At 65.9% G+C, this 12,133-nt stretch carries 13 protein-coding genes and 1 pseudogene; 5 read left to right on the top strand and 9 right to left on the bottom strand.

Annotation, left to right across the window (positions count from 1 at the left end):
• The 6 genes from ACFVH0_RS39990 to ACFVH0_RS39965 form a co-directional block, all read right to left on the bottom strand.
• On the bottom strand, positions 1-218 hold a 218-nt coding region (locus tag ACFVH0_RS39990), incomplete at its 3' end, for a transposase (RefSeq protein WP_385828347.1).
• A 93-nt stretch (positions 219-311) separates the two neighbouring features.
• The gene (locus ACFVH0_RS39985) at positions 312-632 is read right to left on the bottom strand and encodes a hypothetical protein (protein ID WP_385828349.1); all 321 of its coding nucleotides are present in this window, start codon (positions 630-632) and stop codon (positions 312-314) included.
• A gap of 23 nt (positions 633-655) precedes the next feature.
• On the bottom strand, positions 656-949 hold the full coding sequence (locus tag ACFVH0_RS39980) for a hypothetical protein (protein WP_385828346.1): 294 nt from the start codon (positions 947-949) through the stop codon (positions 656-658).
• A 3-nt stretch (positions 950-952) separates the two neighbouring features.
• Positions 953-1,498 (bottom strand): hypothetical protein, encoded by a 546-nt coding sequence (locus ACFVH0_RS39975; RefSeq protein ID WP_385828345.1) that lies wholly within the window; start codon positions 1,496-1,498, stop codon positions 953-955.
• Positions 1,499-1,555: 57 nt separating this feature from the next.
• Positions 1,556-1,708, bottom strand: coding sequence for a hypothetical protein (locus tag ACFVH0_RS39970; RefSeq protein ID WP_385828348.1), 153 nt, complete (start codon positions 1,706-1,708; stop codon positions 1,556-1,558).
• Positions 1,709-1,786: 78 nt separating this feature from the next.
• Positions 1,787-2,032 carry a hypothetical protein gene (locus ACFVH0_RS39965; protein WP_385828344.1) on the bottom strand — a complete coding sequence of 82 codons (246 nt, stop codon included), beginning with the start codon at positions 2,030-2,032 and terminating at the stop codon, positions 1,787-1,789.
• A gap of 449 nt (positions 2,033-2,481) precedes the next feature.
• Between ACFVH0_RS39965 and ACFVH0_RS39960 the strand changes: the two genes are divergently transcribed.
• The 4 genes from ACFVH0_RS39960 (at position 2,482) to ACFVH0_RS39945 (ending at position 7,238) form a co-directional block, all read left to right on the top strand.
• Positions 2,482-2,667, top strand: coding sequence for a hypothetical protein (locus ACFVH0_RS39960; RefSeq protein WP_385828343.1), 186 nt, complete (start codon positions 2,482-2,484; stop codon positions 2,665-2,667).
• Between the two features lie 22 nt (positions 2,668-2,689).
• On the top strand, positions 2,690-3,727 hold the full coding sequence (locus ACFVH0_RS39955; RefSeq protein WP_385828342.1) for a radical SAM protein: 1,038 nt from the start codon (positions 2,690-2,692) through the stop codon (positions 3,725-3,727).
• A 189-nt stretch (positions 3,728-3,916) separates the two neighbouring features.
• Entirely contained in the window at positions 3,917-4,837 is a 921-nt protein-coding gene (locus tag ACFVH0_RS39950) for an endonuclease domain-containing protein (RefSeq protein WP_385828341.1), read from the top strand.
• Positions 4,838-5,423: 586 nt separating this feature from the next.
• Complete coding sequence (locus ACFVH0_RS39945; RefSeq protein ID WP_385828340.1) at positions 5,424-7,238, top strand: CocE/NonD family hydrolase; 1,815 nt, start codon at positions 5,424-5,426, stop codon at positions 7,236-7,238.
• A gap of 584 nt (positions 7,239-7,822) precedes the next feature.
• Here the strand turns inward: ACFVH0_RS39945 and ACFVH0_RS39940 are convergent.
• The 3 genes and pseudogenes from ACFVH0_RS39940 to ACFVH0_RS39930 all read right to left on the bottom strand — a co-directional run.
• Positions 7,823-8,230, bottom strand: a pseudogene (locus ACFVH0_RS39940) (transposase); the annotation flags it as partial.
• A 24-nt stretch (positions 8,231-8,254) separates the two neighbouring features.
• Positions 8,255-9,469 (bottom strand): FAD-dependent monooxygenase, encoded by a 1,215-nt coding sequence (locus ACFVH0_RS39935; protein WP_385828339.1) that lies wholly within the window; start codon positions 9,467-9,469, stop codon positions 8,255-8,257.
• Complete coding sequence (locus ACFVH0_RS39930) at positions 9,466-10,863, bottom strand: MFS transporter (protein WP_385828338.1); 1,398 nt, start codon at positions 10,861-10,863, stop codon at positions 9,466-9,468. The genes ACFVH0_RS39935 and ACFVH0_RS39930 overlap by 4 nt, the downstream gene beginning before the upstream one ends.
• Positions 10,864-11,152: 289 nt before the next feature.
• On the opposite strand from ACFVH0_RS39930, the gene ACFVH0_RS39925 reads away from it, so the two are divergent.
• Positions 11,153-11,800: a TetR/AcrR family transcriptional regulator gene (locus ACFVH0_RS39925; RefSeq protein WP_385828337.1), complete on the top strand. Its 648-nt coding sequence runs from the start codon at positions 11,153-11,155 to the stop codon at positions 11,798-11,800.
• The last annotated feature ends 333 nt before the right edge of the window (positions 11,801-12,133 follow it).

Genomic DNA, 12,133 nt, shown 5'->3' with positions numbered 1-12,133 from the left:
CGCCGGTGCGCAGTCGACTTCGAGACCCCGAAACACGGCGGCAGAGCCCGCCAGGCACACCCGCTCACCAGCACGTAGACGATCGCGGCGAACAGGGTCTCATCAGGTGTGTCCTGCGTCCCGCCGCCCTGCGGCCGCACCCTCGACGGCGGGATCAACGGCTTCGCGATCTGCCACAGCCCGTCCGGAACAATCCAACTCCACGCATCCCGCCCCATGAACAGCCCAACGAGTGATCACCACATAGGACACGGTCTAAGTCCACGGGGCAGGGGGACCTCCTACTGAGCCTGGTGGATGCGCTATGGCAATCAGCTGCCGATGTGATCAGGATCGGCGGACTGCGCTTCGGTGAACCTGCTGTACTCGGTGGAGCGGTCGACCAGGGTGAAGTCCATGTCGCCGACGGTGAATCGGCTGGTGTAGTAGTGCCCGGTGGCGGCCATGGGCTGCAGGCCGGTGACTGCGATACGGCAGGCCCCCTCATGGCGGGGACTGCGGTGCTGGTGCTCCACGTGGGGCGTGTTGTCGTACAGGAACCCGATCTCGGCGGTGCCGGAGTTCTCCAGAGCCCTGATGGTCGCATTGCTCGACCGCGAGGTGCTTTCCTTCGTGCGGAGCGTGGCGTGCAGGCTTCAGAAAGTCTGCTCGATCGTCATGTACGTGGTGATCGGCCCCGGTTGCCCCCTCCGGGGATGTGGCTTTCCGGGCTCGGTGACAGGGCCACGCGCCACGTTCCGGCGACCCATGGGCGGCCGGTGAAGCGGTGGATGGAGGGCCAGTGCCAGGCCCACTTGTCGAACACGGGCACGCCGTAGCCGACGACTGCGGGGATGTACGCGAACAAGTATCGGAACTCGGAGGGGAACAGGCCCAGGAGGAGCAGGACGACTGTGTAGAGGGTGGCGGCGATGGTGGCGCCGGTGCGGACGGTGGCGGCCGTGTTCAATCGTCAGCCTTTGTAGTTGAGGTAGTGACAGGCGGTATCGATCAGGTTGCGGGCGCCCTTCTCGTCCCACTTCTGGCCTTCGCCGAAGACCTTCTTCATCCCGTTGGGCTCGCGCATGCGCTGAGAGCCGAACCAGCTCTTGAGCTGCCGGGAGACCTCCTGCAGACCTGCGCGGACCGCGTCGTCGAATCCGTCGGCGAGAAAGACGTGGCCCGGGACGTTGTAGACCAGGCACTCGGAGAAGTACGACGGCAGGGCCTTGATCACGCCCTGCGCAGCGAGGCCGTTCTCCACGTTCTTCAAGACCCGCACCACGAACTTGTACCGCAGGTTGGTGTTTGTGTTCTTCGCGCGGCCGTTGACCAGCTGGAGCTCAGGCCAGTTGACGACCTGCTTGCCGTTGCGCCCGTAGACGACGCTTCCCTCGTCCTGTCCTCCCGGAGCCGTGACGTCGTAGACCACCCACTTGAAGCATGGCACCACATCGATGCTGGGGCGGCTGCCGGGAACCTCCGGGACGTAGAAAGCGAGGTTGTGGTCCGCGTCCACCCACTCGAAACGTCCGGTCAGGGCGGCGTGGACATCCTCGCGGAGAGTGCTCTTGGTTCACGGTCCTGTGTACCGGGCCGGCTGCCCAAACCACCAAGTCGCCATGTCCCCTGTGTGGAACGGGTCGTTCAGCTTCACCAGGATGTCCACGTCGCTGTCACCGCGGATGTTGGTGTTGTTCGGGTAGGAGCCCTTCGCAGCGACCGTGATGGGTGAGGGCCTCTTCGCGGTTGGGCTGTTCTTCCGGGGTGCTCACGCAACTCCTCCTGTGGTCCGGCCTGGTGTGTGCTAGGCGCCGGGCTGCTGGGTGCGCGGCGGCAGGGCCGTTGCCGGGGCGGGCTGCGGCCGGAGGTCGTGGACGGCACGCTCCCGAGCGCCTTCCAGGACTCTGGCGAGGGCGGCCTCGGCGAGCGTCCGGCGGGTCTGCTCCGCCGTGTCGACCTCGGCCGTCTGCTCCGGGGCACGGCTGGCCTTGCGGTCCGAGTGGAACGGCCGCGGGCGCGGATCCCCGGGGCTCCGTGGTGTCACTGACACGGGGCCGACCAGTCACTGACACGAGAGTGAGACAGCTGCTGCTTCAGCTCAACCGGTAGCCGAGGAGCGCGAGGCCGGCGGCCGCCGTGCTGGGCGAACGGCCGCAGGGGGAGCAGCGTGGGCGACAGATATCTCCCTTCCAGTCCAGGCGGCTGTCTCTCAGCAGAACAGCGCTACGGCAGCCGCTCGCGAAAACTTGCCACTCATCGGTCAGTCCACCACTCGGCGCATACCTCATGCCTCCGGTCGTAACGCAAGGACCAAGCAGCAGCCACTACGACACAACGAATCCAAGCTCAGTAAAGCTTAACCCGGTAAATAGTGCAGTAAGGTGAAACTTTTACACCGACTGACCTATAGGAGGTGGCGAGTATTTGACTGGCGTGGACGCCTTAGGTAAGTCTGTCCACACGGCATTCAGCAAGAATGCGCGAAAGAAAGGTTGAAAAATGAGCCACCCACTGTCTGAAGTCCTCGCAAACCTGAACCCCGCTGACGTGACGGTTGACGCCTCAGGACGCATCGTGCCCAAGAACCCTACCCTGGCCAAGAAGATCCTTGAGGCCGCAGACGAGGTTCAGGCCGAGGCGCCCGGTAACTATAACTGCGGCTGTGCCGCTGCGGCAGAGCAGTAGGATCTCGGCGAAGAATTCAGACATGAGCAGCGCGGGATCGGAAACACGAGCAGAGCTTTCGGTCATTGATCGAGAGCGTGTGCTCGCGATGCGCAACGACGTTTTCCATCTCATTCTATTTCCCACGGAGCAGTGTAACTTTCGTTGCAAGTATTGCTACGAGGACTTCTCCGTGGGCAGGATGAAACCCGAAGTCGTTGAAGGGGTAAAACGGTTGGTCGACAACCGTCTATGCGACCTCCGTCGACTGAGCGTCTCCTGGTTCGGTGGCGAGCCGTTGTTGGCTAGCGACGTGGTAGAGAGCATCTCTAAGCACATCATGGCTGCCTCTCGGGATAGTGGCCTGCTGTACACCAGCGACATGACCACCAACGGGTACATGCTTCATGAAGCAATGCTGCAACGGCTGACCGCTGCAGGGATTCGGGCTTTTCAAATTTCCTTGGATGGCCCTGAAGAGCTTCATGATCATACTCGGGTGCGCGCAGACGGGCGTGGGTCATTCAAGCGACTGTGGGAAAACCTCTTGGCGATTCGAGCGAGCGAAGAGGATGTTCGAGTGAAGCTGCGGATTCACCTCACTCCTGACAATATTTCCGCAATGCCGGATTTTCTGGCCACGCTTCGAGACACCTTCCTCGACGATCCACGCTTCTCGGTTAAGCTCAAAGCGGTGGAGCGGCTTGGTGGCCCGGGTGATGCCAGTATGGACGTCTTGGGGGAAGAGGATAAGTCCGGGGCTATTTCTCGATTGAAGCAGATCGTGGAAATGCCGGACCGGCCCGAACTTTCGGAGTTTTCGGCCTGCTATGCGGCACGCCCCAATTCTCTCATTGTTCGCGCCAACGGAAAGCTCGGCAAGTGTACAGTCGCCCTGAGTGATGAAGAGAACGACCTAGGGCAGTTGCTTCCGGATGGGACGCTTCGATACCGCAATGATCGCCTCCGTCCATGGTTGCGTGGCTGGGACAACGACGACCTATCCGCCTTGTACTGCCCGGCCAACGGATTGACCATGGGGGAGCCACAGCTACTCCAGATCGGCCAGAAAGCGCGCTGACCTCGATTCGGTTCTCGCGTCCAAAGCCACCCCCGCCCATTCGCTGCCCAGGCCAACCGACGTCAGGGTGACGTCACCATCCCGACCCACCACCGCGCCGGTACGTCACTGGGTTCGCCGTCCGGCGGATCGCGCCGCCGAGAATTCGGATGACGGTCAGCGGCTGAGGGCGGGGGTCTGCATAGCTGCATGAATCAGCTCACCCGACGCCGCCGGATCTTCTCCCATCACCTCATGGCAGGACAGGCGGCTTTCACGCATGACCGGCATCGACCACGACGCCGCGTGGGTCAAGCTCCGCACCACCATCCCGAGGAAGCCGTCTACGCCCGCCGGTTACCCGGGGAGCAGCACCTCAGGTCGGTAGGCACAGCAAAGCCCCGGACCGTACGGTCCGGGGCTTCTTCTCGTCCTGGTCAGCGGTCGCTGTGCGAGCGGGCCGGTGACCTCGGCGAGGGCGGCCGCGCCGGGCTTGAGGTACCGAGTTCCGCCCGTACACCGGACACCTGCCGGGGGGCTGCGTACGAGTCCGTCCGCCGTACCCGGCGGGCCGACGACTATCCGTGCCGGCTGTGCACCACGCCTCAACGGGCCTACTACTGGGACCACTGCCACGATCACGGTCTTGTCCGGGGGCCGGTGTGCGCGAGCTGCAACACCTTCGAGGGCAACGGCATGGTCTTCGTGAACCGGCCGGGAAGTGTCGAGCACCTGCTGGAGTGCACGATCTGCCGGGCACAGCACACGCTTCCCCGACGCCACCACGAGGACGTGGCTTCGTGCATCTCTAGGGGTTCTGGCACACATTCCGTGACGGGTTCACTCTACGTATTCGAGTTCTGCACCCTTGAATCGATCCCAGTTGGCGTATGGCGTTCGCGAAGACAGCGCGGTTGGCGACTGTGTGTTCGTGTTCACGCAAGGACCAGGCGATCCGGGCGAGGGTCTGCCTGCTGTCAGCCACGCGTGGGTCTGGGGGCGCACGGCCTCCGGGTGACGCCTACGGCATGTCCGGTCAGGGGTGCGCGGCCTACACCTGGAACTGGGCGTGCGTCCTGCCCACAGTCTGATCACGGTGTCTCACGAGACACCGCCAAGTCTGGAGAATGACGGCCACAGAACCGTGCTGCGCCGTACCGAAGCAGTCGTTGCGGACGCCTGTGGGAAGGGTCTTCGTCAGGTGCTGCAGCATGGTGCGCAGCCGAGGGGGGGAATGCCGGGCGGGTCGCCCAGCTCCCGGCGGATGCGGTCGAACTCGGCGTTGACGCGGCCGGCGGCGGCGCCGCTGGTGCAGTGGCCGTCGTTCCAGTCGCGGTAGAGACCCTCGACATAGTCCAGCTGAGCGATGGCGCGTTCGGCGGCGAACCCGGGGGACCGTGCCTACGTTTGTGTGCACCGGGCCGTGTCGTGCCGGGCGTCAACCGGTCACGGTTACGGCATGGCCCGCTCGCGGCCGCTGTGACCGGATGTTGCTGGTGGCCGCACCCCCGTCGGGCCTGATCGCAGAAGACCACCGGTCAAGCCCGCCCCGTCCACGGAGTACGCCGCTGCCCAGGGCCACAGTCTGGGTTTCTCCATCCGATCGAGTGCGGCTGGCGGCCCTTCTGTTTCGGTGTGTCTGCTCCTGCCCATGATCCGCCTGGCGCCCCCGACGGGCGCCGTGGTTGTCCAGACACAGAAGTACGGAGCGGTTCGTATGACTACAGAAGGCGGAGAGCCCATCGCGTCGGTCACCGATGCGACCCTCACCGACATCGCTGCCAACGGTATCTGGCGCGGCGCGAGCCTCGACATCAACCCGTCGGTGCTTATCGTCGCTCGGGCCCTGCTCGCAGCCCTCCAGGGCACAGGCCCGGCCGGGACGCTCCCCGAGGACCTGCGGGAGCTGGTGGAGCGGGTCCTGCGGGAGGCCGGGGTCAGCTTCCCGCGCATTCCCGTGACGGAGAAGATCGCTCTCTCCGCGTTCGCGATCAAGCAGAAGACCTCGGAGCCGCGCCCGGTCGTGATCGTGCCCGCGGGGTGGAACCCGTACGGCTGGATGCCGTTCATGGTCGGCTACCTCTCCCTGGCGGCCCGCGGCTACCACGTTCTGGCGTACACGCCCCGCGGGTTCGGCGAGCCGGACGGGCCCTTTACGTCCGATGGGCTCATCGACGTCGCCGGACCGGACGACTGGTCGGACGGTTCGGCGGTGATCGACCACGCGGAAGGGCTGTTCGCACCGAGCAAGGTCGGGTTCATGGGCCTGTCCTACGGTTCCGGGATCAGCCAGCTGGTTGCCGCGCACGATCAGAACAACAGGGTCGCAGCAGTGGCCGCCCTGAGCACCTGGGGCAACCTGGCCACCAGCCTCTACGACAACGGCACCCGGCACGAGAAGGCCGTGGAGCTGCTGATCGGCTTCACCGGAGCCGAGAAGGGCAAGGAGAAGGAGAAGTTCGACGAGGCGACGTGGCGCATCCTCCAGAACTTCCAGGACGGGCAGAACATGGAGGAGGTGGTGGAGTGGGGTACCGTGCGTTCCCCCGAGACCTACGTGGACATCACCGACGCCCGGGGCATCCCGACCTTCTACTCGAACACCTGGCACGAGAGTCTGTTCCCCCCGGGTGAGGCAATCGCGACCTTCGAGAAACTCACCGTTCCCAAGCACCTGAACCTGTGGATCGGCGACCACGGAGCCCCGGAGGGTGTCGGCATCACCGGCGTGCCGAGCGGTACCCCGTTCTTGAGCTACCTGACACCGATGACGGAGGCCTACGCCTGGCTCGACCACCACCTGCTCGGGAAGAACAACGAGGTGCCCGACTGGCCGGTGGTCAACAGCCAGGTGATGTTCACCTATAAGACCAAGCCGACCGGCATCGGCGGCAACCGGATCGTGGAGGCAGCGCGGCGGGAACCGCTCGCCTCCTGGTCTGAGGCCACCACCGACACCGAGGACTGGTACCTGAGCGGCACCAACGGGGATGGCGATGGCACCCTGTCCGACAAGCCGTCCACGGGCTGGAGCCGGGCGTTCACCGCCGGGCACGAGACCACGGCCACTGCCATGGACGACATCATGGAGACCGGACAGAAGGAGTGGTTCGGCAACCCCAAAACCTACGACCCGGCCGGCTTCGACCGCGACCGGCTCCTGGCCTGGTCCACCGAGGCACTGGCAGGCGGGCGCCGTATCCGCGGCGCCGCCAGGCTCCAGCTCACCGTCCGCATCGAAGAGGGAGACGCCGCGACCCTAATCGCCTACCTCTTCGACCTGGCCCCGGACAACAGCGCCCGGATCATCACCCACGAGCCCCTCACCATCACCGACCTGGGCACCGGCATGGACCGGACCGTCGACTGGACGCTACAGCCAGCCGCCTACGACCTCGCCGACGGCCACCGCCTCGCCCTGGTTGTCAACAGCCGAGACCGGCTCTACGCGTTCACCGGCAAACAGGACAGCACCACCATCGTCACCTCCCCGACCGGGCAGGAAGCCGTCCTGGAACTGCCGCTCGGCTGACCACCACTCCGGACCCGACCGGGCGGGCACCCATGCACCGAACCCGCCCGGTCACACCCGGGAGCAGTCACGACAGCCAGGCGATAGGCGCCTACTCGATCCGATCCCCGCGCACTCCACCTGAGACCAGGACCTCTCACCGGAACGCTACTTGCGCACCGTGATCTGAGTGGACGTTAAGTCCGTTTCTGGTAGCGGCCTCGTCCGGGTTGGGTGAGGAAGCCTTGTCGGCCGAGGCGGCTGCGGGTGACGTTGACGGTCGCCTCGTCGGCGGGCATGCGGAGGAGTTCGTGCAGCTCGCGGGCTTGGAATGTCCGGCCGGGGGTGCTGGTTGAAGGCGTTCACGATGGCCTGGTAGGCGGTGTTCGTCTCGGGCAGAACAAGCTTGGTCCCGGGCGGGACGCGTTCGGCGATGATCTTCCGGGTGGTGGCCAGGTCTGTGAGTCGCGCTTCGGTCTCGGCCAGGGCGGCGGTCAAGTGGTCGATCTGGTCGCGTAGTTCGCCGGCCCGGGCCGTGGTTTTGTCGTGCTGGTCCTGGAGGTCTGCCAGGAGCTCGCTGATGTTCACGCGGCCAGCCCGAGGGCGTCGCGCCAGGTGGGGGAGATGAGAACCCCGTCCTTGAAGCCCTGGTCCACCAGGGCCTTCTCCAGACGCATCCCGCACCGCTCGGCCGCCTGGTCGAGCAGGGCGGTGCCGGCGGCGTTGTCGTGGGCGGAGGCGGCCAGCACCACGACGCCGATGATCAGCTCCAGAATGTCGACGGCCAGTCCCCGCTTGCGCCCCGACACCTTCTTGTTGGCGTCCAGTCCCGTCGTGGTCTTCGGGACACCCGCGGCCGCGCGGACGGACTTGGTGTCGATGATCACCAGGGACGGGTCCTCTAATCGCCGGGCTCTCTCCCGTACCTGGCAGCGCAGGAGTTCCTGGATCCGCTGGTCGAGCCCGCCCTCGCGCCACAGGCCGAAGTAGTAGAACACCGCCGACCAGGCTGGTCAGCAGGTGCGAAGCGGTGCGGGTCACTTCTTCAATTCGGGCAGGGTGAGGGCCGAATGGGCCGGTCGTCCCTCCGTGGAGGGCATGGCGTTGAGCTTGCGCAGCATGGCATTGCGCTGTTCCAAGGCCCGGGCGGTGGTCGGGAAGAGTACGGCGTCGCCCTCGCCGACCTGTTCCTGGTTCAGGGTTACGAACCCGCGGGTGCTGCGTTCGTAGGCAGCGAAGCCCGCGGTGTGGTCCCGGTCGGCCAGGGAACCGGCGAGCATGTACGCGCCGACGAGCGCGAGGCTGGAGCCCTGTCCGGTGAGGAACGAGGGTGCATACGCGGCGTCGCCCACCAGCGCGACCCTGCCGCTGGACCAGCGGGGCATGCGAATCTGGCTGACCTCGTCGAAGAACAGGTCATCCGCGTCGCGCATGGCGGCGAGCATGCCCGGGACCTCCCATTCCGCGTCGGCGAAGACTCTGGCGACCAGGTCCCGTTGGGCTTCCGGATTCCGGAATGCGTCGAGCGGCGGTTTCGGGTGGGCGAAGTTCAGGAAGGCGTGCACCTCGTCGTTGTCCTCCACGGCGTAGAGTGCCGCGGCTCTGCCCGGGGTGTTCCACATCATGAGCTCGCGGGAGAGTCCGAAGGCGTTGCGCATGGTGAACCCGGCGAAGCAGTAGCCGAGGTATCGGTGGAACTGTGCTTCGGGGCCGAACAGGAACTCGCGGGTACGTGAGTGCAGACCGTCCGCACCGAACACCATGTCGAACATACGCCTGCTGCCCCCGCGGAAGGTGACGTCGACCCCGTGGCTGGACTGGTCGAGGGTGTCGATGGAGTCGTTGAACAAGAACTCCACGTCGTCACGGACCGCCGTGTGGAGAGCGTCGGTCAGGTCCCCGCGCCGCACCTCGATGTCCCGTCCCACGACACCACCTGTGACGGTGTGCGGGTCGAGCGAGGCCACCTCGCTGCCATCCCCGCCGAGGAAGGTCAGCCGCCGCAGGTCGATGTGCGCGTCCTTCAGCCGAGGCAGGATTCCCATCCTTCGGACGACCTCGAGTGCGGTGCCGCGTATGTCGACGGGGTAACCACCGCCACGGAGTCCGTCCGCCTTCTCGACCACCGTGACCGCGAATCCGTAGCGGTTCAGCCAGAACGCGAGGGCGGGTCCCGCGATGCTGGCCCCGGATATCAGGACCTTGCGCCTCGGCGTGGTGCGGACATCTGTCAACGGATCAATGCGGGTCATTCCTTGGCTCCTTTGCTCATGGTGCGGGTGACGAGGAGGGACAGTGCCGTGACGGCGCCGGCTATGACGAAGCCGGTGACGAAGGCCGATTCGGCCGGGACGTCGGACCCGGTAGGGGTACCGGCGGTGAGGATCGCGCCACTGACCTGCACACCCACGGCGTAGCCGAGCACACGTGTCACCAGGACCAGGCTGGTGGCGATGCCGGTGTCACCTTGATGGACGGATGTGGCGGTGCCGGTCACCAACGCCGTGACGCACAGGCCGTTGGCAAGCGCGATCATCATCTTGCCGATGATGAGATGCCAGACCTCGGTGTGCACGACTGCCAGGACGATCAGAGCGGCGGCCATGATGACGATCCCGGCGGTGACCACGGCCCGCGAGCCGAAACGCCGCGCCCCGATCCCACCGATCGGCCCGGCCAGCGACGCGGCCACGGCACCGGGCAGCAGGAAGAAGCCGATCTCGGTGGCGCCGGCCCCGAATCCGTACTCGGCGGCGGGTACCGCGAACAGTTGCGGGACGAGATAGACCGCCACCGAGGTACCGACGCAGATCACGAACGTCAGCACACACGACTTCCACACCGCAGGCTGTGCAAGCATGCGCAGATCGACCATCGGCGAGGTCGCACGACGCTCAACGGCTGTCCATCCGAACACGAAGGCGGCCAGAATCACGATGAGGGCGCCGAGCACGAGTGGCTGCGAGCCGATGTCGGGTGCAAGCGCGAGCACGAGCATGAGCGTGACCAGCGTCCCGCTCAGGAGAACCAGGCCGGGCCAGTCGACCCCGGCGCCGTCCGACCGGCTCGGCGGATCATGCGGCATCATCCTGTTCACCAGGATGGTGGCCCCGATGACCGCGATCGTCGGCAGCGCGAACATCCAGTGTCGGGAAAGTCCTTCGGCCACGAGCCCGGCCGACAGCGTTCCGGCCATCCCGCCCCCCACGAAGAGCCCGCTGACCACCCCGATGGCCACCTTCGATTCTTCTGCCGGGAGATGTTCGCGCACCAGGATGAACGACAGGGGCAGCGCGCCCACCATCGCACCCTGCAGTACCTGACCGAGCAGCAGCACCGGCAGATTCGGCGCGAGGGCCGACACCAGACCACCGGCACAGACCACCGCCATCAGCCGGATCAGGACCCGTTTTCCGCCGTAGCGGTCGCCTAACTTTCCGGCGACCGGCGTGATGAGCGCGCCGGTGATGAGCAGCATGATGCTGAGCAACGCCCCTTCGGCGGGACTCATGCCCAGCTCGCGTTGCAGGAGCGGGAGCGTCGGTGTCACTACCGACTCCAAGGCGCCGGTAGCGACTGCCAGCATGCCGAGGGCTCCGACAGACGCCTTACCGATGCGGGCGGGGGAAACGAGAGTTGCGGTCATGGGTGTCCTTTCCGTCAATGCCGGGCAAGGAAGAAGTCGGCCGTGCCCGTAGCGCTGCCGCCTTGCCGGGCCCGGCGTGGGCATGGCGGCGATTCACGCGGGACGCGGTGCGCGGTGTGCTTGGTGCGTTGTGGACAGGTCCGAGGTCGTCCGGCCGGGTGAGCCCGGGGGAGCGGTACCCGAGGTGGCGCATGCGTGGCTCCCCAGGGCGGAGCGGGTGCAGGAGTGCGGCACCCGCTAAGCCAGTATTACACTACACCGTGCAGTGTAGAAGGGTTAGTATGTGCCCATGCCGACCACGAAGAAGCCGACCATGAAGGCGCTGCGCGAAGGGTCCACACGGAAGCGGGCCGCCATCCTCTCGGCGGCCCGGGAACTGTTCCTCACTGACGGCTTCGACCGGTCCAGCGTTGACGCGGTCGCCACCCGGGCCGAGGTGTCCAAGCGGACGGTCTACGACTACTTCGGCGACAAGCAGACGCTGCTGCAGGCCGTCGTCGATGCCATCGGCCAGTCAATGATCACCACGATCCGGCGCACGATCGACGACACCCTCAGTGATCTCACTGAGGCCGCCGACCTCGAGGACGCCCTGGTCACGTTCTCGATGCGCATCTCGACCGACATGCTCGACTCGGCGGAGTACGCAACGCTGCAACGACTGGTCCGGGCGGAATCCGGCCATCTGCCGCACCAGGGTTACAACTCCATGGCCGACACTCCCGACGAGGCACTTGCCGAGCGATTCGCCGCCTTCGCAGCCGCCGGGCTGCTCGACATCCCCGACCCCCGACTCGCGGCCGACCAGTTCATCGCGCTGACGTTCGGCGTTGCGCTGGACAGGCTCGGTTCCGCGAATGCCGCGGAGGACACCCGCGTCCGGCCACTTGTCGTCGAGGGAGTGCGGACCTTTCTCCGGGCATACCGAACCATGTAGAGCTGGGGCAGCACGAAAGAACAGTGCGCCGTCAGCCCGTGTTTCCTCCCCCCTCTGACGCGAAAGACCCCAGGCACCACACCGCCGACATGGGCAACCCCGTCACTATCAGACACCCGTACCCCTTCAGCTGTTGCCCGGGTGCCCAGGCTGGTCCGTGTGGTATCAGGGTGTCCGGCGGAACAGTGAGGAGCAGCCCCCGTCCGGTCAAAGGACGGTTCCTGCACCCACGCCCACCTTTACCAGCGCATGCCGAGGTGGTCGAGGTCGGTTCGTCGTTGTTCGGTGAGTTTGTGGGCGCGTTTGCGTGTGTTGTCGAGCCATGTGCCGAGC

The sequence above is a fragment of the Streptomyces sp. NPDC127117 genome (genome assembly GCF_042677325.1).
Taxonomy (GTDB): Bacteria; Actinomycetota; Actinomycetes; order Streptomycetales; family Streptomycetaceae; genus Streptomyces.
Note: the sequence above shows the minus strand (reverse complement) of the source record. Positions and strands in the feature narration are given on the sequence as shown.